This is a genomic window from Stenotrophomonas sp. STEN087, assembly GCF_056759115.1.
In genome coordinates this window covers 44338-70132 of sequence record NZ_JBRRCR010000011.1, presented here as the reverse complement: position 1 = coordinate 70132, position 25795 = coordinate 44338, and the positions used below count along the sequence as shown (strand labels likewise).

Annotated in this window: 22 protein-coding genes and 3 tRNA genes; 6 read left to right on the top strand and 19 right to left on the bottom strand. The window is 65.9% G+C overall.

Features of this window, described 5'->3' with window-relative positions; all coding sequences use genetic code 11:
- From ACVOK1_RS05050 to ACVOK1_RS05035, 4 genes are all read right to left on the bottom strand, one after another.
- The gene (locus ACVOK1_RS05050) at positions 1–663 is read right to left on the bottom strand and encodes a MotA/TolQ/ExbB proton channel family protein (protein WP_108768412.1); all 663 of its coding nucleotides are present in this window, start codon (positions 661–663) and stop codon (positions 1–3) included.
- A gap of 3 nt (positions 664–666) precedes the next feature.
- Positions 667–3054, bottom strand: coding sequence for a DNA internalization-related competence protein ComEC/Rec2 (locus ACVOK1_RS05045; protein WP_481561317.1), 2388 nt, complete (start codon positions 3052–3054; stop codon positions 667–669).
- Between the two features lie 68 nt (positions 3055–3122).
- Complete coding sequence (locus ACVOK1_RS05040) at positions 3123–4466, bottom strand: sensor histidine kinase (RefSeq protein ID WP_481561316.1); 1344 nt, start codon at positions 4464–4466, stop codon at positions 3123–3125.
- A 1-nt stretch (position 4467) separates the two neighbouring features.
- On the bottom strand, positions 4468–5139 hold the full coding sequence (locus ACVOK1_RS05035) for a response regulator transcription factor (RefSeq protein ID WP_481561315.1): 672 nt from the start codon (positions 5137–5139) through the stop codon (positions 4468–4470).
- A 144-nt stretch (positions 5140–5283) separates the two neighbouring features.
- On the opposite strand from ACVOK1_RS05035, the gene ACVOK1_RS05030 reads away from it, so the two are divergent.
- From ACVOK1_RS05030 to ACVOK1_RS05015, 4 genes are all read left to right on the top strand, one after another.
- A complete protein-coding gene (locus ACVOK1_RS05030; RefSeq protein WP_200753049.1) occupies positions 5284–6051 on the top strand; it encodes a MipA/OmpV family protein in 768 nt (255 codons plus the stop codon).
- 32 nt (positions 6052–6083) lie between these two features.
- Complete coding sequence (locus ACVOK1_RS05025; protein ID WP_108768407.1) at positions 6084–6371, top strand: hypothetical protein; 288 nt, start codon at positions 6084–6086, stop codon at positions 6369–6371.
- A 153-nt stretch (positions 6372–6524) separates the two neighbouring features.
- On the top strand, positions 6525–6791 hold the full coding sequence (locus ACVOK1_RS05020; RefSeq protein WP_481561314.1) for a hypothetical protein: 267 nt from the start codon (positions 6525–6527) through the stop codon (positions 6789–6791).
- Positions 6792–6860: 69 nt separating this feature from the next.
- A complete protein-coding gene (locus ACVOK1_RS05015; protein WP_481561313.1) occupies positions 6861–7340 on the top strand; it encodes a hypothetical protein in 480 nt (159 codons plus the stop codon).
- Positions 7341–7577: 237 nt separating this feature from the next.
- Here ACVOK1_RS05015 and ACVOK1_RS05010 read toward each other — a convergent pair whose 3' ends face one another.
- Positions 7578–7880, bottom strand: coding sequence for a hypothetical protein (locus ACVOK1_RS05010; RefSeq protein WP_481561312.1), 303 nt, complete (start codon positions 7878–7880; stop codon positions 7578–7580).
- A 245-nt stretch (positions 7881–8125) separates the two neighbouring features.
- On the opposite strand from ACVOK1_RS05010, the gene ACVOK1_RS05005 reads away from it, so the two are divergent.
- Positions 8126–8440 carry a hypothetical protein gene (locus tag ACVOK1_RS05005; RefSeq protein ID WP_481561311.1) on the top strand — a complete coding sequence of 105 codons (315 nt, stop codon included), beginning with the start codon at positions 8126–8128 and terminating at the stop codon, positions 8438–8440.
- Here ACVOK1_RS05005 and ACVOK1_RS05000 read toward each other — a convergent pair.
- The 3 genes from ACVOK1_RS05000 to uvrB all read right to left on the bottom strand — a co-directional run bounded on the left by ACVOK1_RS05000 (position 8411) and on the right by uvrB (position 10785).
- Positions 8411–8485, bottom strand: a tRNA-Val gene (locus ACVOK1_RS05000). The two genes, ACVOK1_RS05005 and ACVOK1_RS05000, sit on opposite strands and share 30 nt — an antisense overlap.
- Positions 8486–8584: 99 nt before the next feature.
- Positions 8585–8659: transfer RNA gene (locus tag ACVOK1_RS04995), tRNA-Val, on the bottom strand.
- Positions 8660–8763: 104 nt separating this feature from the next.
- A complete protein-coding gene (gene uvrB / locus ACVOK1_RS04990; protein ID WP_406232122.1) occupies positions 8764–10785 on the bottom strand; it encodes an excinuclease ABC subunit UvrB in 2022 nt (673 codons plus the stop codon).
- Between the two features lie 187 nt (positions 10786–10972).
- On the opposite strand from uvrB, the gene ACVOK1_RS04985 reads away from it, so the two are divergent.
- Positions 10973–11452 (top strand): GspH/FimT family protein, encoded by a 480-nt coding sequence (locus tag ACVOK1_RS04985; RefSeq protein ID WP_481561310.1) that lies wholly within the window; start codon positions 10973–10975, stop codon positions 11450–11452.
- Positions 11453–11508: 56 nt separating this feature from the next.
- Here the strand turns inward: ACVOK1_RS04985 and ACVOK1_RS04980 are convergent.
- From ACVOK1_RS04980 to grxD, 11 genes are all read right to left on the bottom strand, one after another.
- Positions 11509–11585, bottom strand: a tRNA-Asn gene (locus tag ACVOK1_RS04980).
- A gap of 47 nt (positions 11586–11632) precedes the next feature.
- Positions 11633–12046: a type IV pilin protein gene (locus ACVOK1_RS04975; RefSeq protein ID WP_481561309.1), complete on the bottom strand. Its 414-nt coding sequence runs from the start codon at positions 12044–12046 to the stop codon at positions 11633–11635.
- Positions 12047–12068: 22 nt separating this feature from the next.
- Entirely contained in the window at positions 12069–16706 is a 4638-nt protein-coding gene (locus tag ACVOK1_RS04970; protein WP_481561308.1) for a pilus assembly protein, read from the bottom strand.
- Positions 16703–17188 (bottom strand): pilus assembly PilX family protein, encoded by a 486-nt coding sequence (locus ACVOK1_RS04965; protein ID WP_481561307.1) that lies wholly within the window; start codon positions 17186–17188, stop codon positions 16703–16705. The genes ACVOK1_RS04970 and ACVOK1_RS04965 overlap by 4 nt, the downstream gene beginning before the upstream one ends.
- Before the next feature lie 7 nt (positions 17189–17195).
- A complete protein-coding gene (locus tag ACVOK1_RS04960) occupies positions 17196–18389 on the bottom strand; it encodes a PilW family protein (RefSeq protein ID WP_108768399.1) in 1194 nt (397 codons plus the stop codon).
- Positions 18386–18826: a type IV pilus modification protein PilV gene (gene pilV, locus ACVOK1_RS04955; protein ID WP_108768398.1), complete on the bottom strand. Its 441-nt coding sequence runs from the start codon at positions 18824–18826 to the stop codon at positions 18386–18388. The genes ACVOK1_RS04960 and pilV overlap by 4 nt, the downstream gene beginning before the upstream one ends.
- A 26-nt stretch (positions 18827–18852) precedes the next feature.
- A complete protein-coding gene (locus tag ACVOK1_RS04950) occupies positions 18853–19371 on the bottom strand; it encodes a GspH/FimT family pseudopilin (RefSeq protein ID WP_481561306.1) in 519 nt (172 codons plus the stop codon).
- A gap of 196 nt (positions 19372–19567) precedes the next feature.
- Positions 19568–20956 (bottom strand): nucleotide 5'-monophosphate nucleosidase PpnN, encoded by a 1389-nt coding sequence (ppnN, locus tag ACVOK1_RS04945; protein WP_481561305.1) that lies wholly within the window; start codon positions 20954–20956, stop codon positions 19568–19570.
- A 251-nt stretch (positions 20957–21207) separates the two neighbouring features.
- A complete protein-coding gene (locus ACVOK1_RS04940; protein ID WP_481561304.1) occupies positions 21208–24450 on the bottom strand; it encodes a TonB-dependent receptor in 3243 nt (1080 codons plus the stop codon).
- A 228-nt stretch (positions 24451–24678) separates the two neighbouring features.
- Positions 24679–25455 carry an SDR family NAD(P)-dependent oxidoreductase gene (locus tag ACVOK1_RS04935; protein WP_481561303.1) on the bottom strand — a complete coding sequence of 259 codons (777 nt, stop codon included), beginning with the start codon at positions 25453–25455 and terminating at the stop codon, positions 24679–24681.
- Positions 25452–25772, bottom strand: coding sequence for a Grx4 family monothiol glutaredoxin (grxD, locus tag ACVOK1_RS04930; protein ID WP_079221360.1), 321 nt, complete (start codon positions 25770–25772; stop codon positions 25452–25454). The genes ACVOK1_RS04935 and grxD overlap by 4 nt, the downstream gene beginning before the upstream one ends.
- Positions 25773–25795: the final 23 nt, after the last annotated feature.

Genomic DNA, 25795 nt, shown 5'->3' with positions numbered 1-25795 from the left:
TCAGGCCTTGGCCGTGGCAGGTGCGGCGGCACGCGGCGCCGGTGCGCCGTTCATCACGCCCGGGCGGCCGTCCAGCGTGTCCAGCAGGGCGCTGGCTTCCTGTTCCATCTCCACCACGTAGCCGTGGATGCGGCCCTTGAAGAAGCGATGGAACATCAGCGCCGGGATGGCCACGATCATGCCGGTGGCGGTGCACACCAGCGCCTTGCCGATGCCACCGGCCAGCTGGTTCACATCACCGACGCCGTGGTCGAGGATGCCCAGGAACATCTGGATCATGCCGATGACCGTGCCGAGCAGGCCCAGCAGCGGGCCGGCCGAGGCGATGGTGCCCAGCGCGTTGAGGAAACGTTCCATGCGGTGGACCAGGTGGCGACCGGTGTCCTCGATGCGCTCGCGGATCTGGTCGCGCGGGCGGTTGCGGGCTTCCAGAGCGGCGGCCAGCAGCGCACCCAGCGGCGAATTCGCCCGCAGGGTCTGCAGGTGGGCCGGGTCGAGCTTGCCGCGGGCAGCCCAGTTGCGCACTTCCTGGCCGAGGCCAGGCGGCAGCACCTCATTGCGCCGCAGGGACCAGAAACGCTCCAGGACGATCGCCAAAGCCAGTACGCCCAACAGCAGCAGCGGCACCATCGGCCAGCCACCGGCCTTGACCAGTTCCCACACGTTTCAACCCTCCGGCCCAACGGCCGCTTGTTCGATCGGCGATAGGATAGCAGCCGACCGCGCCCGCCCAGCGGCATCCCACCACCGGGCCGCGTGGATACGCTGTTCACGCACCTGCAGCCCTTGTGCGCCAAGCCATACGCGGATCGCGCCGGCATCGGCCGTGGCCAGCACCTCGGCGCCCACGGCCTGCCAGCGCAGGACTACGTCACGTTTCGGGTGGCCGAAGCGGTTCTGGTGGCCGGCCGAGACCAGCGCCAGCCGGGGCGCCACGGCCGCCACCCAGGCCGCTGTCGAGCTGCCGCCACTGCCGTGGTGCGGCACCAGCACCACGTCGGCGCGCACGGCCGCAGCCTGAGACCGCAGCAGCTGCTGTTCGGCCCGGGCGCCGATGTCGCCGGGCAGCAGCACGACGCCGTGGGCACCGGCCACCCGCAGCACGCAGCTGGCCTCGTTGTCGCGTTCGCTGCCATCGGCCGACGGATGCAGCACCTGGAAGTCCACCCCGTCCCACTGCCAGCGCAGGCCTTTCATGCAGGGCCGGGCGCCCTCGACCTGGCTGCCCGGCGGGGCCAGCACCTGCAGCCCCGGCAGCGCCCGGCGCAGGGCCGGCAGAGCGCCCGCATGGTCGAGGTGATCGTGGCTGAGCAGCAGGTGCGCCGGCGGTGCCTGCCCCAGCGCGCGCACGGCCGGCAGCAGCACACGTTCGCGGCCCTCCCCGGCCGGCGGCCCGGCGTCGTACCAGAGCGCATGGGTGGCGGTGCGCAGCAGCACCGCCGCACCCTGCCCCACATCGTGCACCAGCACTTCCAGCTCGCCGTGCCGCGGCCCCGGTGCGGCGGGCCACAGCAGCGGCAGGCACAGCAGCACGCCCGCCAGGCCGCCGCCTGCCCCTCGCGGCAGCAGCCACCAGAACACCCCGGCAAGGGCCGCCGGCAGCGCCCAGCCCGGCGCCTGCGGCAGCCACCACATCGCCTGCGGGTGCTGCGCCAGGGGCTGCAGCAGCCCCCAGCTGAGATCGAACACCCATGCCGCCGCGCGCCAGGGCCACATCCCCGCCCCGTCGTGCAGCGCCTGCAGGCCGGTACCGAGCAGAGCCAGCGGCACCACCAGCAGGCTCCACCAGGGAATCACCGGCAGGTTGATCAACGGCCCCAGCCACGACGTCCCGCCGAACAGCACCACCGCCAGCGGCAGCAGTGCCACGCTGGCCACGCCCTGCCCGGCCAGCGCCGCGCGCAGCACGCCGCCGATGCCGGACGGCGGCCGCTGCGGCAGGCACCACAGCAGCCACAGCACGCCACCGAAACTGAGCCAGAAGCCTGCCGACAGCACCGACAGCGGGGCCGGCAGCAGCATCAGCGCGGCCGCCAGGGACAATGCCGGCGCCGTGCCCAGTGGCCGCCGGCTGGCCCGCGCCAATGCCACCGCCGCGATCATCAGCGCGGTGCGCACGGTGGGCAGTTCGCTGCCCGCCAGCAGCGTGTAGAACGCGGCCGCCAACGCCGCGGCGCACGCGGCGGCCTGCGGACGCGGCCAGGCGCGGGCCAGTGCCGGCCACAACCACCACAGGCCCGTGCACAGCAGCGCCGCGAAGCCGGCCACCAGACCGACGTGGAAGCCGGAAATCGCGATCAGGTGGGTCAGGCCCAGCGCACGCAGCTGCTCCCAGTCGGTATCGGTCAGGCCGCGGGTATCGCCCACCGCCAGCGCCTGGACGAATCGAGCGGAGGGCCTGCCGACCTGCGCGGCGATGGCGGTACTGCAACGCTCGCGCCACGCGGCCAGGCCATGGGCGGCGCGCAGCTGTCGTGCGCCTCCGGGATCGCGCACGCTGGCGCTGCCGGCCAGGCCCTGCAGCAGCGCATGACGTTCCGCATCGAAGCCCCCCGGATTGATCCGTGAGCGCGGCGGCCGCACGCGCAGCGACAGCTCCCAATGGGCACCGGCGTGCAGCGTGCCGCGCAGGGCATCGGGAACCGCGGACCGACGCGGCGCATGCCAGGTGACCTGCAGGCGCCGCCCCTGCAGCGCCGGCCATCCTTCGGCCTCGGCCACGTCGAACAGGAAACGGCTGTGGTCATCGCGCCGCACCGGCAGGTCGGCGATGCGCCCGCGTACCCGCACATCCTGCGCCGTCGCCGCCGCCGGCACCTGCTGCTGCAGGGCCATATGCCCGTGGCAGCCGGCCCAGGCCAGGCCGAACACGGCGGCGGCCACCGCGCGCCCTCGCCACCGCCATGCCCAACCCGGCAGGGCCAGCAGCGCCAGGCCGACGCACAGCCCGCGCGGCGGCAATGCCGGCAGCAGCACGCAGGTCAGCGCCCCCAGCACCAGGCCGGCGGCACAGGCAGGGCCCAGCAGGGGAGCAACCACGGCAACGGTGCGCATGGGCGCAGCGTCGCCGTGCGGCGGCAGGGCTGCCTATCAGGCAAGCCCGCGCGCCGCTGTGGGCAGGCTCAGCGGCGCAGGGTGGCGCGCTGGAAGTTGACCCGGAAGCTGGCGCCACCACCGACCGCTTCGGCCACGCTGACCGTACCACCGTGGTGCTGCACGATCTCCTTGACCAGATGCAGCCCCAGGCCGCTGCCACTGCCGGCGGCACGCAGGCGATGGAAGGGCTCGAAGATCGCTTCGCGGTCACCCACCGGCACGCCTGCGCCCTGGTCGCTGATCTCCAGCAGCCCCTGCGCATCCAGGCGCACGCAGATGGTGCCGCGGCCGCCACCGTGGACGATGGCGTTGTGCACAAGATTGGCCATCACCCGGCCCAGCGCCAGCCCATCGCCCTGGATCCAGACCGGTGCTTCCGGTGCATCCACTTCGAAGCCATACCCTGCGCCGACCACCAGCGGCGCCAGCTCGGCCGCCGATTCACGCACCACGTGGGCCAGATCGACCCGCTGCAGCGTGCTGACGTTGCGGTCCAGGCGCTGCAGGTCGAGCAGGTGCTCGGCCACGTTGCCCAGCCGCGCCACGTCGGTCAGCAGCTGCGACTTCAGTTCACCCTGCGGAAGCTGCGACAGCCGTGCCTGCACCACCGCGATCGGCACGCGCAGTTCGTGCGCGGCATCGGCCAGGAACTTGTCGCGCGCGGCGTAGCCCTGCTGCACCTTGTCGATGGCATCGTTGAAGGCACTCACCAGGGGCGCAACCTCGGTGGAGACCAGCTGTTCGTCCAGGCGCGCACCGGGCTGGCCGATGTCCAGCTCCTTGGCCTGCTGCGCCAGCCGGCGCACCCCGCGCATCGCACGATGGATGACGGTAGGCATCACCAGCAGGGTGACCACGATCAGCGGCAGGAAGAACCAGAAACCGATCAGCCGCAGCACCATCAGCGCGCCATCGACCAGCCCGCCCTTGGGGGCGCCACCGGCCATCACGGTGATGCGACGTCCGTCCTCGATGCGCACCATCACCCGCGCCACGTCCAGGTAGGGCGGCACCAGCGATCCGACTTCGGTGGCGCCCAATGCCGGCAGCCGCGCCAGCAGCGGTGCGTGCAGCGCCGGCACCTTGCCGCGCTCCAGCCAGATGCCGCGGTCATCGACGGCGACGAACCACAGGTTGCCTCCGGCGCGCGCGTTCAACGCCTGCCAGCGCGGCTCGTCCAGCACCAGGTGCGCGCCCTGGCTGTGCACGGCCTTGGCGACGTCCTCGGCGGTGAACATGTCCATGCCCCAGGATTCCTTGTCACCCCAGGTCAGGATCAGCGCCACCACCGCGAACAGCACGGTGAACGCCTGCGCCAGGAACAGGCGCCAGGCCAGGCCGAGGGTGATCGAACGGATCTGCCTGGCCATCTCAGGCCTCCGCCAGCAGGTAGCCGACGCCGCGGATGACGTGGATCTCCACGCCCGCGCCCGCCTGCTGCAGCGCCTTGCGCAGCTTGGAGATGTGCGCATCCAGTGCGTTGGACTGGATCTCATCGTCGAAGCCGTACACCGCCGCCTCCAATGCGCTGCGGGTGACCGTGCGCCCCTGGCGCATGGCCAGCGCCTGCAGCACCAGCACCTGGCGCCGCGGCAGGATCAGCAGCTGGCCATCCACCTGCGCCTGCAGCGATTCGAAATCGAACTCGAAGTTGCCCAGCCGCAGGCTCGGCGTGACCATCGCTGACGGCCGACGCGAGACCGCGCGGATGCGCGCCATCAGTTCTTCGATCGCCACGGGCTTGACCAGGTAGTCGTCGGCGCCGACATCGAGCCCCTCCACCTTGTCCGACAACGTGCCCTTGGCGGTCAGCATGATCACCGCGATGTTCGGCCGCAGCGCACGCGCGGTGGCAACGAAACCGGCGCCATCGCCATCGGGCAGCTGGCGGTCGAGCAGCAGCAGCTGGTGCACGGGTTCTCGCAGGGCCAGCGCCGCCTCGGCCAGGCTGCCGACCACGTCGGCGACCACGCCCTGCCGTTCGAGGCCCGACTGCAGGGCCCGCGAGAGATCGGGATCGTCTTCCACCAGGAGGATGCGCATCGTGGGCTCGGCTACCGGAAACGCTGCCGATGATAGTGCCTGCCGGGCACCAATGAGGCCTTTGCACGGACATTGCCGTGGCGCAATGTTCCGACAATGTTGCGCGGTCAGGATGCAACGCGGTTCCCTGCAAAGTGCCCCTCGATGCTCCCGTTGCCCCCTGCCCTGCTGCGCCCCCTGCTGTGCACCGTCGTTCTCTCCACGCCGCTGCTGGCAAGCGCCCAGGAACAGGCACCGGGCGTGCAGGCCGGCATCACCTTCGGCGCGACCACCGGTGCGTACGCGCACTACGATGACAAGCCGCTGGTGGTGCCGGCGCTGGCATGGCAGGGCAAGCGCTTCTATGCCAGCCCCGGCTCGCTGGGCATGTACCTGTACAAGGAACAGGGCCTGCGCGTTTCCGCGGTGGTCACGCCCTACACGCTGCGCTTCAAGACCGATGACGTGAACGATGCGCAGCTGCGCCGCCTGGACAGCCGGCAGATGTCGGCCATGGCCGGCGTCAGCGCCGAGTACAGCGCCGACTGGGGTGCCCTGTCGGCCAGCGTCAAGCGCGAGGTCAGCGGCCACGGTGGCGGCCTCGAATCCAGCCTGTATTACAGCTATCCCATCCAGGCCGGGCGCTTCACCTGGGTGCCGCGCGTCGGCGTGGTGCACAGCAGTGCACGCCTGCTCGACTACTACTACGGCATCAGCGACGAGGAAGCCCTGCGCTCGGGCCTGGCCGCCTATTCGCCGGGCAGCGCCACTTCGCCGGGCCTGCAGATCGCGGTCAGCACACCGCTGGGCACGAAATGGCGCGCCACCGGCGTGGTCGCCAGCCAGTGGTTCGGCGATGCGGTCAAGGACAGCCCGATGGCCCGCCGCGGCGCGCAGAACTCCGCCTTCATTTCCCTGATGCGCGCGTTCTGATCGCGCGCCCTGCAACGGACAAGGACACCCCCATGGCCTCCGTCTCCTTCCCCACCGATGCGCAGGCCATCCTGCGCGCGCCCGACCTGGACAGTGCCGAGCAGGCCTACCTCGGCCTGATGCCGGACCAGGCCCACATCGACGCGCTGGTGCGCCGCGCACTGGGCCTGTCGCGTGTTGCCGATGCGGCCCGCGGCTATGCCCTGTCGATGACCTTGGTCGGCCTGCGGCTGCAGGAACTGGAGATGGACGAGCCCTGCGCCACGGCGCACCGCCAGTCGACGCTGCGCAACCTCCGCCAGGTCTACGCCGCGGCCTGAGCGGCGCTGCTGGCGCGCGGACCGGCCCGCCAGCGCACGGATTCATCCCCATAACGAGCCCTTGGCACGCACATTTCCCCGCTTCGTCGCATGCCGGTATCGATCCGCCAGCGCCGGTGACACGCTGGACTCCCTTCTCCGGAGCACCGCGCCATGCCGATGCTTGCCCTGCTGCTGTTGCACGCGGTCCTGTCCAGCGTCGGCAGCGGCGGCCCGGATGCGGGCCAGGCGCTTCCTGCCAGGCTGACCCCGGCCAGCCCCGACGATCTCTGCCTGCAGCTGCGCCTTCGCCAGGACAGCATGCTGCGCTGGGAGCGCGGCGCAGGCGGAAACACGCACGCCCTGGACGTGGTGCACCAGGTCGAGGGCCACTGGCAGCTGCGTCATCGCTTCAGTGTGGGCGCATCTGCCGCGCACTGATCGCGAGCGGCGATTCATCCTCGCCGTCACGCCCGGTGACAGCATGGTGCCCTGTCGAAAGGATGCGCCATGAAGACCCGGACCGTTGCCCATGTACTGTTGCTGCTTGCCGTCGTGCTGCTTGCCGCCTGCTGCCCGTTCGGCAGCGAGATCCGCACCCGCCCGGTCTACGTGAACCCACAGCTGACGCCTGCCGTATCGCGCGCGCTGGTCGCCGACTGCGATCGCCAGGGCGCGCAGCTGCGCCGCCAGCTGGAGGCGGCGTATGTGGAAAATGCCCGGCAGGAATGCGCGCTGCCGCAGCCGTTCGCGGACTACCGCTTCGTCAATGCCATGGGCGAGGCCGTTTCCCCGGCGCGCGCCATCGAGGCCCGCGCCGATCACGCGCAGCGCGTCTGCACAGCGGCGCAGGGCAAGGACAGCGCGCTGGCCGCGCTGTGCCCGGAGTGCCGCAGCAAGGCCGAGGAGCGCGTGCAGCAATGCCGCACGGACAAGGGCCTGGTCCGCAGCGAGCGACCGGTGCGGATGTGCAGCATGATCCAGTTCTGAGGGGCGGAAGCAGCCCCAGTGCGACCTTTCATTCATTCTTGTGAAGGCATGTCCGGGGCACGCAGTTGTTGCGGTCAACCTGCCGCGCTATAGTCCGCGCCGTAGGACGAAGCGACTGACCCGGTGAAATCGAGCGCTTCCCAGCGGCTTCGGCCGTAGGCATCCACGATGCCTCGCAAGTGGTCTCCGGGGTCTGAACACGGAAAAGGGCGCTTCGGCGCCCTTTTCTTTTGCCTGTCATCGCCTGCGTCGCTTGCTGGGCTTCTGCGGCTGGCCCAGGTAGGCCTCGGCGCACACGATCACAAAGGGACGCCAGCTACCCGTGGTGATCGGCGCATCGCGCGTCTGGTGATACGCGCTCTCCACGATCACATCGACGCCCTGCCATGTGCGCTTTTCCCTGGCACTGCGCTTGATGGTCAGGAACAGGTGATAGGGCCCGTCGGGGTCCTTGATCGTCAAGCTGTGGACCCACGTCGTTTCATGCGCAGCGAGAATCACCTTCTTCGTGGGCAACGAGCGGATCAGATCAGGAAGCATCCTGGAAAGCCGGTATCGCGTCGGACAGAAGACCCGCATCTTTCTGCCGTCCGCAATCACTGCATCAGGTGACTGCTGAGGGGCCTTTGCGTACGACACGCTGAAGCAGTGATTGCTGAAAGTGACCGCAACTCTCAGAACCTTGCCCACCTTCCTGCTCTCAAAGGTGATCGTCAGGGGATCCAGATGCGAAAGATCTATCCGTTGACCGCTGACGACTACCCGGGGGAAGTACTCCGTTCTCAATGCCGTTCCTTGTGCCGAATCAGCTCTGCTCGATGGCACCACTATCCCACCGCTGCCAGCAGTTCCAGGCCGATGCGCTGCACTTCACCGCCTCCGCACCAGAGGCAGCGGCGGCACACCGCTCAATCCATGGCGCGGGCGCGCCGGCAGCATCGTCCAGCATAGGCATCCGCGACACACTGCCGATGCACTGGAAGTACGCCGGAAGCCAGAAAACAAAAAAGCCGACCCATCGGGCCGGCTTTCCTGTTTCCACCGCTGCACCGGCATTGCCGGGAGCCAGGTGGTGGGCGGTACAGGGTTCGAACCTGTGACCCCTACCATGTCAAGGTAGTGCTCTACCGCTGAGCTAACCGCCCATGTTGTTCGTGCCGCCCGAAGGCTGGCCTTGCTACGTAAAAACCCGGCGCCAGGGCCGGGCTTTTCAGGTCACGACAGCCCCTCTGGAAGAGACTTCGTGGTGGGCGGTACAGGGTTCGAACCTGTGACCCCTACCATGTCAAGGTAGTGCTCTACCGCTGAGCTAACCGCCCGTTTTGCTTCTGCATCTCCGCGATTGCGTCGGTGCAGGCCGCGTATATTACGGATGCCGACAGGTAAGCGCAACACTTTTGTGAAGATTGCCGCGCTGCCGTGTTCAGCCGAGGCTGGCCTCCTTCAGCTGCCGGATCTGGTCGCGCACGCGGGCGGCATCTTCGAACTCCAGGTCCTTGGCGTGCTGGTACATCTGCTGCTCCAGCGCCTTGAGCCGGGTGGCCAGCTGGGCCGGCGACATCGACCGGTAATCGGCCGCATCCTCGGCCACCGCCCTGCCCTTGCCTTTGCCCTTGCGGGACTCCTTCTCCGCAGCATCCGAGCGCGCGCCTTCCAGCACGTCCACGATCGGCCGGGCCACCGAACGCGGCACGATACCGTGCTCCTCGTTGTACTCGACCTGCTTGGCGCGGCGGCGGTCGGTCTCGTCGATCGCCGCCTGCATCGAGCGGGTGATCTTGTCCGCATACAGGATGGCCTTGCCACGCACATTGCGGGCGGCGCGGCCGATGGTCTGGATCAGCGAACCGGTCGAACGCAGGAAACCCTCCTTGTCCGCATCCAGGATCGCCACCAGCGAGACTTCCGGCATGTCCAGGCCTTCGCGCAGCAGGTTGATGCCCACCAGCACGTCGAACTTGCCCAGGCGCAGGTCGCGGATGATCTCCACGCGCTCCACCGTGTCCACGTCCGAATGCAGGTAGCGCACGCGGATGCCATGTTCGGTCAGGTACTCGGTGAGGTTCTCGGCCATACGCTTGGTCAGCGTGGTGACCAGCACGCGGTCACCGGCCTTGATGCGCTCGTTGGCCTCGCTCATCAGGTCGTCGACCTGTGTGCCGACCGGGCGGATCTCCACCACCGGGTCGATCAGGCCGGTCGGACGCACCACCAGCTCGGTGATCTCCTCACCGGTCTCGCGGTACTCATACGGGCCCGGCGTGGCCGACACGTAGATCGCGCGCGGACAGCGCGCTTCCCACTCCTCGAAGCGCAGCGGCCGGTTGTCCAGCGCCGACGGCAGGCGGAAGCCGAACTCGACCAGGGTTTCCTTGCGCGAACGATCGCCCTTGAACATCGCGCCGATCTGCGGAATGGTCACGTGCGATTCGTCGATGACCAGCAGCGCGTCCGGCGGCAGGTAGTCGAACAGGGTCGGTGGCGGCTCGCCCGCACTCTTGCCGGTCAGGTGCCGCGAGTAGTTCTCGATGCCGTTGCAGAAACCAACCTCGGCCATCATCTCGATGTCGAACTGGGTGCGCTGGGCCAGGCGCTGCGCCTCGACCAGCTTGTTTTCCGCGTACAGCTGCTCCAGGCGCTCCTTCAGCTCCACCTTGATGGTCTCCACGGCGGCCAGCACGCGCTCGCGCGTGGTGGCGTAGTGGGTCTTCGGGTAGACGGTGAAGCGCTGCATGTTACGGATCGTCTCGCCGGTGAGCGGATCGAACATGGTGATCTTCTCGACCTCGCCATCGAATAGCTCGATGCGCAGGGCCTCGCTGTCCGACTCGGCCGGGAACACGTCGATCACTTCGCCACGCACGCGGAACGTACCGCGCTGCAGCTCGTACTCGTTGCGCGTGTACTGCAGCTGGGTCAGGTGGTTGATCAGGTCGCGCTGCTCGATGCGCTCGCCCTTGGACAGGATCAGGCGCAGCGACAGGTAGTCTTCCGGCGCGCCCAGGCCGTAGATGGCCGACACGGTGGCCACCACGATTGCATCCGGCCGCGACAGCAGCGTCTTGGTCGCCGCCAGGCGCATCTGCTCGATGTGCTCGTTGATCGAACTGTCCTTCTCGATGAAGGTGTCCGACGACGGCACGTAGGCTTCGGGCTGGTAGTAATCGTAGTAGCTGACGAAGTACTCCACCGCGTTGTGCGGGAAGAACGCCTTGAATTCACCATACAGCTGCGCGGCCAGCGTCTTGTTCGGCGCCATGATCAGCGTCGGCTTCTGCACGTTCTGGATGACGTTCGCGATGGTGTAGGTCTTGCCCGAACCGGTCACGCCCAGCAGCGTCTGCTTGGCGATGCCCGCTTCGAAATTGTCAGTCAGCTTCGCGATCGCGTTGGGCTGGTCGCCCGCCGGTGAATACGGCGAGACGAGTTGAAAGCTGTCGCTCATGGTATTGCCAGGTCCCGGGAATGATGATTATAGCGGCCGGTTTGGTGACGGCCGGTTGAGGAAACGCCCGGCCCCGCATTGCGCGCTGGGCCGATGGTGGGCATGGCAGGCCGACGTTCAGTCTGAAGCAATGAAGCGCCGCCCCTCCCTGACTCACCTGCCCCACCCCGCGCCGGGGTTCCATCTGATGGAACTGCTGCTGGTCGTCATGCTGCTGGCCGTCCTGCACGCGCTCGCATGGGGTCCCTGGCAGCGCCTGGTAGCACGCCTGCGCGCCGACACCCTGCGCGCCGAGCTCACCGGCAGCCTGGTGCTGGCGCGCTCCACGGCGGTGACCCAGCGCAGGCGGGTCACCGTCTGTGGCTCGCTCGACGGCATGACCTGCAGCCAGGAATGGAGTCTCGGCTGGCTGGTGCGTACGGAAGACTCACCGTGGGGAGCAGCAGCACCGGGCAAGGTCGTGCATGTGCGTGACCAGAAACCGGGCGGCATCAGGGTCCAATCCAGCCCGCACCGCCCTCATGTGCAGTTCCTGCCGGACGGACGCAATGCAGGCACCAACCAGTCCCTCGTGCTGTGCGTGGACGGGCGCGAGCACAGCCGTGTGGTCATCAACGTGACCGGCCGGGTACGCAGCGAGCGCCCCCGATCACCCGCCGATTGCTGAGGCGGCGGCAGAGCAACAACGAAAAAAGCCGCGATTTCTCGCGGCTTTTTCGAATCTGGCGCCCGAAGTTGGACTCGAACCAACGACCCCCTGATTAACAGTCAAGTGCTCTAACCGGCTGAGCTATTCGGGCGGGGAGGCGCATTCTAGACGGTCATCGCAGGGGATGCAACACCCACTTCACCAGCAGCCGGCGACTTTCGCCGCAGTGGGCGTCTTGCGCCCGGCCTGGTCCAGGGTCAGGGTGCCGCACTTGTCCTTGTCCTGCCCCGTCGCCGGCACCGCCTGCAGGGTGAAGGCCGATGCAGTGGCCTTCCCGCTCAACGAAATCGTGTAGCGCGACGTGCCATCACGCGGCGACTGCTCGAACGGCAGCGTCGCCCCCGCATAGGTGTTCTGCACGGTGTGGAAACGCTCCAGCTGCTGGGCAATCTCAACCAGATCGGCCTTGGCCTGGGCGCGGCGCGAACGCAGCACGTACTCGCTGTAGGACGGGATCGCGATGGCGGCAAGGATCGCCACCACCGCTACCGTGATCATCAGCTCGATGAGGGTGAAACCATGCGCCGTGCGCGAGAACGAGTTGATCTTCATACGATGCTCTCCGGCAACCTCATCAACGGATCTGGCGCCAGGACTGGCGACCACAGGGGCGCGGCATGTACATGGCATCTGCGCCCTGCGCCCGCAGCACGAAGGTACACGCTTCCGCGTCCAGCAGCTGCTGCACCGTGCAGGTTGCCTTGGTCGGATCGCACGGCGTCAGCTTGGGTACAAAGATGTTGCTGTCCTTGACTGGCGGGCCCTGCCCCGTGCTACCGCCCTTGTTCAGAGCGACCGCACCACAGTTGCCACTGCAGACCGACTGCCCGTTGATGCTGGTCGTCAGCCCGCTCATGGCGCCACCGCCGGTCAGCAGATTCAGTCCGTACATCCAGTTCACGCCACCGCCACTGCCACAGATGGCGGTACCGGGAACATAGGTGGTGAAGAACACCGTGCCGTTCTGGATGGTGGGGTTGCCGACGAAGCGCTCGCCTTCCACGGCGTTTCCAACCACCAGGTCGACATACCAGCCGCGCACATTGCCATAGACGAACTCGGACCGGCTGACCGCGCGTCCGGAGTAACCCGCGTTTGCCGTGGTCGTGGTGACTGTCTGCGCCTGCAACGCGCTGCGCCCACTTACCGCCGTCGACAGGTTGTCCCAGATGCCGTAGAGGCTCTGCACCGGCGAGGAGCTGCTGACGGCATTGTCATCGGCGGCGAAGTACTGGCCGGTGCCGAAGTAGAGATTGACGCCGCCGGACGAACCACGGGTTGCTTCGATGCCACTCATGATCGGCTGTGGCTTGTTGTCGCGCACGGCAGTGAACAGCGGCGCGCCGCTCAGAGCCACCGTCCAGTTGTTGATGTTGGTGTCGGACAGATCGAACTTCCACAGGTTGCCCTGCATGTCACCGCCGTACACGGTATCGGTGATTCCATCGCTGTTCTTGAGCGCGACCGGTGCCAGGTTGATCAGGCCATTGCGGACGGCATAGCCGGAGCCGCTGGGCGTGATGCGACGCAGAACCTTGCCACTGCTGATATCAACCACGAACAGGACCGCCTTGCCACTGGTCGAATTGACGCCGTTGCCGAACAGCGCCACAAAGCGCGGCTGCCCCCCTGCGGAGGTCCCGGTGGCAGGAACGACCACCGGCTTGCCCAATACGAAGCCCAGGTCCGACTCGGTCTTGCCCGAGACTTCCCACAGAACGTTGCTGGCACCGAACGTGGTCGGGCTTCCCACGTCCAATGCGAAGACCGAACCATTGCTGGTCTTGCCACTGCTGGGTGCAACCGAGGAACCACCTCCCCCCGTCGTGCCCACCAGGACCGTCCGCCAGTTGGTGCCGTCGTAGGCGTCAGCCGAAGTCAGCGGACCGTCCACGTAATAACGATGGCCGTACTGGGGATTGGCCAGCTCGGCGATGTGCTGCAGTGACGTGGACGGAATGAAAGCCAACTCCTCGTTGCCCGCCGACGTGGTATCGGATGCGTTGAAGCCGTGCAGCATGCCGTCGTTGGCACCGACGTAGACCATGGTCGGCGGCCCACCCGTGGCCCGCTTGGCAGTCAGGAACGTGGTGTAGGACGCACCCAGGGTCTTCTTCCACGTCGTCGCCGAGGTCGACCACGATGCATAGCCGAAATCGTCGCGGTTCGACACCACCTCGGTGGTCGAGTTCACGATGTCACCCAGCGGCGAGCTGCGCGTGCGGAAGCCACTGATGGCCGATCCGCGCAGGTAGTTCACCAGGTCTGCCGGCGTCTTCTTGCTGTACCAGGCCGGTAGCGCGGTTGAGGAAAGACCCAGGGTCTCGACCTTGGCGTTATCCGTGGTCCCCACCAGATTGCTGGCCAGGAATTCAGCGACACTGGCGGCGGTGACTTTGCCATTGGAGTCGGTCGAGGTGGGCGTCTTCGCCATGAAGATGCGCCGCGTGGACGAGGTGATCCTGCTCGACGCCTTCCACAGCTCCTTGCCGTCGACGCCGGTACTGGTGACCTCGGTTCCAATCACGTCGCCAGTCCAGTCGTTGCTGCCTGACGGCACGCGGAAGTGCGATGCCACGGTGAACGAGCCGGTACTGATTCGCGCACCCGAACCGCTGCCGCCGACCGGGGCATCGCCTTCGGCCGCGCTGTCGAAGATCTCTTCCAGTGCCTGCTTCAGCTTGGTCGGATTGCGTGCCAGGAAGTAATTATCCGGCACACCCTTTTTCTTGCTGTCCCAAGCCTTCTTGCCCGCTGGGACACCGTACTTGGCGGCATACCAGAGTGGGCTCTCCAGCTGGCCGGCGGCACCGCTGGAGGCCTTGTACTTGATGACGACAGGCTTCTGCCAGTCAGCGGGGAAGCTGCTGGTGGTGCTGAGCACAGAAGCATTGGAGTTGCCCGGACGAAGCGCAAGCCGTTGTACTGGATCGGACGCATTGGAACCGGTAATGGTGTAACCAGTCAGCATTGCATTGCCGGCATATGCAGAGAGGTTCTCGATGCGGATCACCACTTCGTCAGCAGCGGGTGTGCTGATCAGACCAGTGCTATTGCAGATTGCTGCGTTATTGGCTGCGCTAACGCTCTTAGTCGTGTCCGCTTGCCAGCAGATGTTGTTGAAGCCCGTGTTCTCGTTACAAGTCGAGCCCACGCAATAGCTCAGCATGGCGACCACGTCGTTATCATGGTCGTTGCCCCACAGCGAGTCTTCCCACACGAGTGAGAAGCTGCCCGCCTTACCGTCTGCGCGATAGCTCCTGCCGTAGACCAGATTGCCACCCGTGCTGTTGGCGGTTTTGGTACCAATACCCACGGCACCCAGGAAGCAGCTTCTCCATCCGCTAGTCTTCTGGTTTGCATTGCCGCTGTTGTTGGCCTGGCACAGCGGCGCCAGGCCGATCTTGCTGTTGCCCACGGCAATTTCAAACTGCGGAAGCGTCTCCGCCATAGCGACCGTATATGTGGTGGCGGTCACCTTGTAGCTGGCAGGTTTGCTCTGAACGCCCGGACGAAGATCGGTCGCGGCTGCGCCCTTGGCCATGCCCGCCATCAGATAGCTGCCTTCCATGCTGGGAATATCCGGGCAGATGCCACGCGCGGTACTCAGGCCATTGATGGTCCGGCCCTGACAGATGTCTTCGTGAGTATTGTTGGGGTCGGTGGCAGTGGCGGTATCACGCCCGACCATCCACGACTTGCCGGAAATGCCGTCGCCGGTGCCAATGGCATTGGTCTGCGCAGCGGCATCGATCTGCTGCGGCAGCGTGCCTATGTTGTCGCCGTCGAAGGAAGGCAGGCCTGACGACAGCACGAGGATATTGCAGGTCGCGCAGTAGGAATTGCCTCCGTTGGCGGGCAAACGATACGGATCCAGCCACTTGACGGCTTTCGGCAACCCACTCAAGTCACTGGTGTCGCTATAAAGACCAGATGCGCTGCCACCGATGTAGCGGAGTGCTTCGGCATACATCTCTGCCAAGGGATTACCCCAGGCGCTGCACTTCTGAGAGCCACTGCCCGGGTTGTCCAGAATGCGTGCTCTGTCCGTGCCGGCGCGGTTGAGGATGCCGTAGTTGTTGCAGTCGTTCCAGTTATTGCTCCAGTTCCACTGGTCGATACGGAAGTTGGAGATGGTATTGATGATGCCTTCTTTACCGCTGGCCAGTGTGTTGCAGAAGACACCGTTGGACAGATTGATTTCGTCGCCGTCTGCGCAAAAGCTCGTGCCGTTGCCAGCAATCTTGCCGATGTTACGGCGCACAACACCGCCATCACGCGGGTTGGAATATGTCCCGCTGATCAGACCGAAGCGCAGACGGCCGCTCTCACCATAAGTCTGCAATACGCCGGCAGGCTTGTAGCGGTCGGTGGTGCCGTCGTTGTACTTGCGGCAGTAGCCTTCGCGCAGGGCGGCATTGGTTGATCCGCAGACCTCTGCGCGGACCACGTAATCGGCGGTGGATTTCGGAGTATCGGCGCTGCCTTCACCCGAACGGTTGACGCCGCACTGATACGAAGCCGTCGACGCCCATTCAGACCAGTTGCCGGACGCGACTCGCATCAACGGTCGACCGCCAGAGCTGACGGTGGCGTTACAGAACGACTGGGTGCCAGACAGCGGGGTGAAACTACCGATGTCGCTCCCGCTGTAGACCTTCACCCAGGCGTGCAGATCATTCGGAATCTGCGCGCGCTCGATCACAGTCTTGTTGGCGTCATCAGTGGAACGCTGGCCACCGTAAAGCACACTGCGCATGACATCCAGGCGACTCATGGTCACCCAATTGAGAAAGTTGCCAGACCATGCGCCACTGCAGCTGTGCCCGTTGGTACCCCCTGCCACGGCTGAAGCCTTGAAGACATTGCTGTCTGAATTTCCCGCGGTGGCCGCGTAGCAGAGCTTGGAATCGAAATAACCGCCATACTCGAACGTATCGAGATAGGTGGTGTCCAGCGTGCCGTCTTCGTTGAGATCGCTGTAATCGCTGTAGGCCTTGTTGAACAGCTGCTCGTCACGCGACATCACCATCATCATCAGCGGCGGCTGGCTCTGCTTGGTGTACAGCGGCTCCTGCGCGATATCGTAGTCGCCAAGCGCGGCATGCAGCGGAATGATCAGCGCGGCCAGGCCGGCCAGAACGGCCAGGCCAGCGCCGCCTTTCAGCCAGGTGGAGGGGCGCAGGCGAAGGAAGCGTTGATCGTTGTTCATGGGATGAAGACCGTATCGATGACAGCGCTGGCGGTTGCGTCGGTGGCCTGGTCACTGGCAAGCGCGGTGACCTGGTAGATGTTTCCGGTCTCTTCGTTGCGCTTCTTGCCCACGGTAATGGCCGAGGAGGCGAAGCACTTGTCCAGACGCCGGGTGTAGTTGGACGAGGTGGCGGTGATCCCGTTGGCCCAGGTCGCCGGGTCGAAGGTGGGGCTGCACTCTTCCTGGTTGGCCAGGTACACGTTCGCGCCACTGTCCAGTGCGGTTTCAATGGTCGCTTCGGTCGAGCGCGCGCTCGATTCCGCGTTCTGGAACGCCAGGTTGGTGCGCAGGTAGTTGGACGCCATGCGCTCCTGCATGCTGGTGACCTGCATGCCGGCAATGCCGATCAGCGCAAGCAGGATCAGCATGATCAGCGCCACATAGAGCACCGCACCACGCTGGCGTTGCGGGAAGGCGGGTTGGGATCGTGGCGTACGCATCTTGACCTCAATTGCCGTAAAGGCGGTTACGCAGCGCGACGGTGGTCTGATAGACCGCACGCATGCGCCTGTCGGTAGGTGTGGTATAGGTCACGCCCATGCCGATCAGGGCAGCCGCGCCGTCCCCTTGGCGCGCCGATGCAGGGTCCGGGCTGGACATCAACAGACCGATCTGCACCGCGCCGACACGACGCCATGCCAGCTGGACATCACTGGGCAACGATTCCTGGACGGCCTTGGCGGTTCCCTGGCGATCGACATAGCCTGACGGCGAAATGGTGTCCAGGTTGCGATCCTGGCCATACAGCAGCTGCAGGTTGTCCACACCCTCGACCAGCGGCTCGGGAGCGCCGGCAGCAAGATCACCGCCGGGCGTGGCACTGAAGCGCACGCGATACAGAGAGCTCTGCTTCGTGTCTGCGTCGTAACCGACGTAGTAGACGGCACTTTCTGCTCGGTAGAGGTTGGCCTGGCCTACCGTGTAGCCTTGGACGAAAGTTCGCGAAGCGTTGAGCTTGCCCGTGTTGAAGGTGATGCTTGCGGTGCCGGTATTGACCGCACTGGCCTGGAACACGGTGGCCGACGAGCAGTCCGCCACGCCATACAGACCTGGGTTGGTCATGCCACTGCGCAGCACCGACAGACGCGAGGCATCGAAATTGAAGACCGGCTTGGAAGCGTCGCCGCCCATTGAGGTGACCGGCACGCCGTCGGGCATCAGGTAGCGCAGCGCGATGATGTCACTGCCATTGACCCGGTTGGTCAGCGCCTTGGCAATGGCATCTGGCAGCGCCGGCGTGTAGTCCGTTCCGCCGGTCGACGGCGTTGCTGCGATCGTAAGCGTCTTGCCCGGCTCGGTGCCGTTGGCCTCGTAACCCTGGATGGACCGGTTGAAGTCAAGCACCGGATTGGTGCCATCCAGCGTCGAACGCAGGGAAATCCGCGTCGGCGAGGTGTGCGCCTGGTCGTTCACGCAACCGAAGTGCCCGACCATGCGGATCTCGCGCTGCAGGGTGTCCATGGCGAAGCGGCTGTTTTCCTGCACCCGCGCGAGGCCTTCGGAAAGGCGGTAGGCCTCGCGCGATGCGGCAAACACCTGCACGACAGCCAGCATGATGATCAGGCCGATCACCATCGAGATCATCAACTCGATCAGCGACAGGCCGCGGGCAGCGCCACGAAAGCGGTAGGCGTCATTCACAGTCGGGTACTCGCACTGAAGGTGGTATCGGCGGCGTCGGCCTTCCAGCGGTCGTCGCCCCAGGTCACCTGCACGGTGTACAGGGTCCCGGCGCGGCTGACCTTCGCCTTGGCCCCCTCGCCCAGCGACTTGCCCATGCGGCAGCGCCAGTCGGTCATGTAAGTGTCCTTGGCGATGTCCTTGCCGGTCGGCGGCGAGCAGTTGCTGGTGGTCGCGGTGTAGTCGCCCAGGTAGAAGGCAGCCCCCACCCGGTTGGCACGGATCTGGTCGAGCAGTTCGTAGCTCAGGTTGGTCGCCTGTGTACGGAAGTTCGCACTCTGCACGTAGCGCACGTTCATCGTCTGCAGCAGGGCGAAGCCAAGCAGGCCGAAGCCAAGTACCAGGATCGCGATCAGCACTTCGATCAGGGTGAAGCCCTGCTGGGTGCGGGGACGCATCGGGAATCGACGGAACGGTCTGGGCTTCACTTGCATGCTTCCTTCTGCAGCCGGACCTGTCCGGTAAGCGAGACGATCATCCGCCGCTGCAACGGCTGACCGCCGCAGTCGGCCGGGCGCAGGGTGATGTTGCTGACGGCGGCAGCACGACTGCGGCCGCGCGGGTCGAAGGCGATGCTGAGCGCCTCGCCCGATGCGCCCTTCATCTGCGGGCGCGCTTCGGCATAGCGCAGCACCGGCTCATCCTTGTCGTAGGCGCTGTTGCCGTTGGTGTCGTTCCAGACCATCCAGCCGTCGGCCCAGCTGGCGCCGTCACAGGCAGTGCCGTCCTTGGATGCGCATACGGCACCACCGCGGGTGCTGCGGATCGCCTCGGAACGGGCCAGCGACAGCGCAGCAATCAGCTCATTGGCTGTCGTGGCCATCCGATTGGAACGGATGGTGCTCTGGAAACTGGGATAGGCAATCGCGGTCAGGATTGCCAGCACGGCAATCGTGATCATCAGTTCGACCAGCGTGAAGCCCTTGGACCGGCGCAGTGACATGGAACGCTCCCCAGCGTGTTGGTGGCCACGATGGCGCAGCCGGGTGCCGCCGGCAAGCGGCGGCAGGATGAACGGTCAGAACAGGGCGACGGGCGTCAAAGCGTTGACGTGCCCCGCCCTTCCCGCGGGCTTTGGATGGGGGCGGAGCCCCTTCGGGGGTCCGACCCCGGGCGGCCGGGTGGGCCGCCCCGGCCGGTCAGGCCAGCACCTGGTAGCAGGGCTGGTATTCACCGGAGATCTTCATCCGGCGCTGCTCGACGAAGGCGCGCAGCAGCGCGTCCAGGGCCTGCATCATGTCGGCGTCGCCATGGATCTGGAACGGCCCGAACTCCTCGATGCGGCGCATGCCGTCTTCCTTCACGTTGCCGGCCACGATGCCGGAGAACGCCCGCCGCAGGTCAGCTGCCAGCGCATGCGGGGCGCGGCCGTGGTGCAGGTCCAGCGCGGCCATCGCCTCGTGGGTCGGCACGAACGGCTGCTGGTACTCCCACGGGATCTCGATGGACCAGTTGAAGAAGAACGAATCCTTCTGCGCCAGGCGATGCTCGCGCACCTGCTTGATGCCGCTGGCCATCTTGCGGGCCACCGCCACCGGGTCACCGACGATGATCTCGTAGCGCTCGGCCGCGGCATCGCCCAGGGTCAGGCGGATGAACCGGTCGATCTGCTCGAAGTAAGGCGCGGCCACGGTCGGGCCGGTCAGGATCAGCGGGAACGGCAGGTCCTTGTTTTCCTCGCGCAGCAGGATGCCAAGCAGGTACAGGATCTCTTCGGCGGTGCCGACGCCGCCGGCGAACACGATGATGCCGTGGCCGATGCGGACGAAGGCCTCAAGGCGCTTCTCGATGTCCGGCATGATGACCAGGTGGTTGACGATCGGGTTCGGCGACTCGGCGGCGATGATGCCCGGCTCGGTCAGGCCGATGTAGCGGGTGACCGTCTTGCGCTGCTTGGCATGGGCGATCGTAGCGCCCTTCATCGGGCCCTTCATCGCGCCCGGGCCGCAGCCGGTGCAGATGTCCAGGCCGCGCAGGCCCAGCTCGTAGCCGACCTGCTTGGTGTACAGGTACTCGTCGCGGCCGATCGAGTGGCCGCCCCAGCAGACCACCAGGTTCGGGTCGCCCGGGTTGAGGATGCGCGCGTTGCGCAGCAGGCCGAACACCGCATTGGTGATGCCTTCCGAGGATTCCAGCTCGGCCGCGTAGGCCGGGCCCATCTCGATGGCCATGTAGGCCAGGTCGCGGACCACCGCGAACAGCAGCTCGGCCACGCCGCGGATGATCTCGCCGTCGACGAAAGCCATCGCCGGGGCGTTGACCAGGTCGATGCGCACGCCGCGATCCTGCTGCGCCACCTGGATGTCGAAATCGGGGTAGAGATCACGCGCCGCGCGCGGATCGTCCGAGGCACTGCCACTGGTCAGCACCGCCAGCGCGCAGCGGCGCAGCAGCTCGTGCATTCCGCCACCGGAGGCATCGCGCAGGCGCGCGACCTCGGCCCGCGACAGCACATCCAGCCCACCGCGCGGGTAGATCCGCGCATCCTGCACCGGCAGCGCGCGGGCTGCCTTTTCGTTCGTCGTCATATCCAACTTTTCGCTTCCTTCAAGGTTTCCGACTGTACTGCCGCCCCCTTAAAAAGCAAAACGGCCGGGAAACCCGACCGTTGGATATGTGCTGCCCGCGTTCGCCGTTCCGGGACCGCCAGGCGGCGTAGTTCGCCGCGCACGAGAGGGGATGCTACGCCCCCGCCCGCATGCCCGCAAGGACTTTCGCCTGAACGGAAAACGGCCGGGTTTCCCCGGCCGTTTCCGTGTGCGGCAACTACGTCAGTTCATCAGAACTTGTAGCGGAAGCCCAGCTGCAGCGACCACTGCGAAACGCCGGTGTTGCCGTTGCCGTTGCTGCCATTGGCGATGGACGGCGGATCAACACGAGCCGGATCGAAGTTGCTGTACACGTACTTGCCGTCCACCATGCCAGCAGCGGTCAGCACGCGGCGATTGGCGAAGAAGCCGTAGTCTTCGATGTGGCCCCAATCCTTATTGATCAGGTTGCCGACATTCATGATGTCGAGCCAGATCTCGGACTTGTGGCCCTTCATGAAGCCCGGCAGTTCCTGGCTGATGCGCACGTCGAAGTTGTTGACCCACTGGGCGCGACCGGAGTTGCGCGGTGCGGTCTGACCCGCGTAGCGCGCCAGCTCCGGGTTCTTGGCCAGCCAGTCGAAGAACGACTTCTCCATCGCAGCGTCCGCCGTGAACACACCGGTCGAGCTCAGCGTGCCGAACAGCACATCGCCCGGGCCCGACGGCACGTAGAACAGGTCATTGCCGGAACGGCCTTCGCCATTGGCGTCGTTCGAGTACACGTAGCTGAACGGACGACCGTTGCGGCCTTCATAGAACACGCCGACGCTGGTCTTGTAGTCACCGAAGAAGGCGTGGCTCCAGTTCAGGCTGGCGGTCAGACGATTGCGGATCTGGTAGCGCGAGGTACCGATCTGGTCTTCGTTGGCGTCCTTGATGTAGTTGTAGTTCCAGGTCGAACCTGCCGTCGAACTGGTCATGTCACTGACGATGTCCGAATCGGTGTAGGTGTAACCCAGGCTCCAGTTCCAGTCGCTGTCCGGGGAGAACGGCTTGGTCAGCGAGACGGTGAACTGGCTGCTACGGCCGCCATCGGTGTTTTCCAGCAGGAAGACGTTGCCGAATGCACGGTTGCGGTTGTAGCGGTTGCTGCCGGTGGTCCAGGCCTTACCCTGCTGAGCCGGGTTGTAGTACATGTCACGGCCGTCCTGACCCTGGAAGGTCGACTCACCGATGTTGATGCTGCGGTAGAACAGGTCGCTCTTGACCTTGGTCACCAGCAGTTCGGCCGACGCGACCAGGCCGTACCACGGCAGTTCGTGATCGAAGGCCAGGTTGGCCTTCCACACCGACGGCTGCTCGAAGTCCTTGCTGACGTAGGTCACGTTGGAGTCGGCAGTGCCGGTAGCCGGACGCACCTGGTCAGCCACGATCGGCTCGTACTGCCAGTTGTTCGGGTTGATCGGGCCAGTCTGCTCGCCGCTGTAGCGCAGGTAGTTCAGGCCGGTGGTGCTGAAGGCGTTGCCGAACCACACCTGCGGAGAGGAGCCGCGGAACAGGCCCACGCCACCACGCAGCTGGGTCGGGCGGTCGCTGTCGAAGGTGTAGTTGAAGCCGAAGCGCGGCTGCACCAGCCACTTGTCCTTGCCGTTGACGTAGCTGTTGTCCAGACCGAAGGCGGTCTCGGCAGCAGCGTTGTACGCCGGACGGCCACTGACGGTCGGCTTGTCAGCGCGCACGCCGTAGGTCAGGGTGAGGTTGTTGTTGACGTACCAGGTGTCCTGCAGGAACAGGCCCAGCTCACGGTACTTGAACGACGCCGCAATGGTGTCATCGCTCAGGCCCGGCTGCGGCAGATGCTGGACGTAGTTGCTCCAGAGACCGTTGGCATAGTTGTCCAGGCCGAAGAACTCATACGTGCCGTACAGGTTCTGCACGAACATGTTGTAGACGTCGTTGCTGCTGAACTCGGTACCGAACTTCACGTCGTGGTTGCCGACAGTCCAGGTACCGGAAGCGAAGCCATTCCAGGTCTTGGTTTCCAGCACGTTGCCGGGGGTGCTCGGATCCGGGCCGAACATGATGTAGGCACCCGACGGGGAATCGACGTTGCCACCGAAGTAGATCTTGCTGGTGGCGATCTTCTCGCCCGGCATGACGCGCACCGAGGAGTAATCGCGGTACGAAGCCTTCAACTCGGTGGAGAAGTTGTCCGACCAGTCACTGAAGACCTGGGCGACGTAATTCTCAATGGTCTTCTGCTGCTGGAAGAACGAGGAACTCAGGTTGACGATGGTACCGCCGGTCGTCGGAGTACGGGCCTGGTTCTGGTCGACCTTGCTGTAGCGGAAGCTTGCACGGTGGTTGTCGGTGATGTTCCAGTCGAGCTTGACGGCATACTCTTCCAGATTGGTGCTGCCGTCGACGTCGCCGACGGTGCCAGCATCAACGCCATACACGTTCTTGGCCAGGTTCACTGCCTGGTCAACCTGCGCCTGGCTGATCGAGCCCGTTCCCAGGCCGCTGTCGGCGACGCTGGCGCCCGGCGACTTCCATTCCTGCTTTTCGTAGTTGGCGAAGAAGAACAGCTTGTCCTTGACCAGCGGACCACCCAGGGTCATGCCGTAGGTCTGCTCGCGGTCGAAGCCGTCGAACTTGTAGCCGGCCGGGTCCTTGCCGAACCAGTCGCCGTCACGGTAGGAACCGTAGACCGAACCGTGGAACTCGTTGGTACCGGACTTGGTCACTGCATCGATGACCGCACCGGTGGCACCGGCGATGGTCACGTCGTAGCTGGACAAGTCGACGTTGATGGCTTCCAGCGCGTCCATGGCCACCGGCTGGCGGCGGGTCGGCATGCCGTTGTCTTCCAGGCCGAAGGTGTCGCTGATCGACACGCCGTCAACGCGGATGGCGTTGTACTTGGGGTTCTGGCCACCGACCGAGATCTGGCCGTCGGCCTTGTTGTTCTGCGCGATGCGCGGATCCAGACGCACGTAGTCCTGGATGTTGCCGCCAGCCGAGGGCAGCGCCTCGATAGTCTGGCGGCTGATGTTGGTGCCGGCACCCATCTTGGTGGCGCTGAACACTTCAGAACCACCGGCAACGGCAACGACCTGCACGGCCTCCAGGTTCGTCGCGGCGAGGTCGCCGGACAGCACGGCATTCACCGTACCCGACTGGCTGACGCCCAGGTAGACGCCATCTTCGGTCTTGGTGCCTTCACCAGGCTTGGTGATGGTGATCGTGTACGGGCCACCCACGCGCAGGCCGCGGGCGTTGTAACGACCGGCCGCATCAGTGGTGGCACGCGAAACGGTGCCCGACTCGGTGTGGGTGATGGTGACTTCTGCGCCGGCGACAGGCTGGCCTGCGGCAGACATGACCTGGCCGCCGACACCGGCAGAGGTGCTCTGGGCGAAGGCGGGGGCGGCGGCGAGTGCAGCCACGAGACCAAGGGTAAGCTTGGACATCCGGAGTGGGTGGGTCATTTTTCGGTAGCCTCGATGCGAGTTGGCGATGGCGGAAAAAAGCGCATCCAACCAGCCTTGCGGGCGGCTGACTGGACATTTATCTGGGGTTCCCTACCGTGAACGGCAGCTGCCGCAACGGTTAACACTAGATTAACACGCTACGCCATCATTGTGACGGTTGTGCGACAAGCGGCACCGGATCGCAACGAGATCGTGACGGAACCTTCATTCCGTCTTATCGTCCAGCTAACTGGCGACAGTAGCGTGACTGGCGTCAAGTACCTGCCCGCGCCACGGGGCGCCGGCGGCTGAAAGCAGCGCAACGGCCGCAGCGGCGGCGTTTTCCGGCCCTTGGGCGGCCGGATCCTGGTCAACTGAATAGGCGCGGGCCCGCAGTGCGGTGCGCAGGGGGCCCGGATACAGGCCGCTGACCCGGACGGGGGTACGGCCCAATTCATCGTGCAGGCTGGCGATCAGTCCCCGCAGCCCGTGCTGGGCCACGCCATAGCCGCCCCAGTAGGCCTGCCCCACCCTTTCAGGGGCATCGACGGCAAACACCAGGGCCGCATCGTCGCGCTGCTTCAGTAGCGGCAGGCAGGCCTGGGCCAGCCATGCCGGCGCGGTCAGGGTGACATGCACGGCGCGGGCGAAACTGGCCGGATCGGCCAGCTCGAACGGGGTCAGGCCGGGAAAATGCGCGGCACACACCAGCAGGCCGTCCAGCCGCCCCAGCTCACGCTGCAGGGCTTGGGCCAGTTCGGCATAGTCATCGGGGCCGGCACCTTCCAGGTCCAGCGGATACAGCAGGGGCTCGGGCCCCACGGCCTGCACCTGGGCGTAGACGCGGTCCAGCCGGCGCGGTTTGCGACCCATCAGCACCACGGTGGCCCCCGCTTCGGCGGCCGCGATGGCCGCAGCACTGCCCAGCCCGCCACCGGCACCGGCGATGAGGACCACGCGATCCTGCAGGGGACGGCCATCGAGCGCCGCACCGTTCGCCGACGTCGATGGCCAGGCACTCATCCCTGGGTGGCCTCTTCGACGATGCGCTTGAGCTCGCCGGCTTCGAACAGCTCCATGACGATGTCGCAGCCGCCGATCAACTCCCCGTTGATGAACAGCTGCGGGAACGTCGGCAGGTTGGAGAAGCGCGGCAGGTTGGCGCGGATCTCCGGTTCCTCCAGCACGTTGACCGTGCGCAGGGCGACGGCACCGGCGGCCATCAACGCCTGCACGGCACGGCTGGAAAAGCCGCACATCGGGTATTGCGGGGTGCCCTTCATGAACAACACGAGCGGGTAACGATCCACCTCGGCCTGGATTTGCTGCATTACCGCCACACCTCACTCCTTGCTTCGCCGGA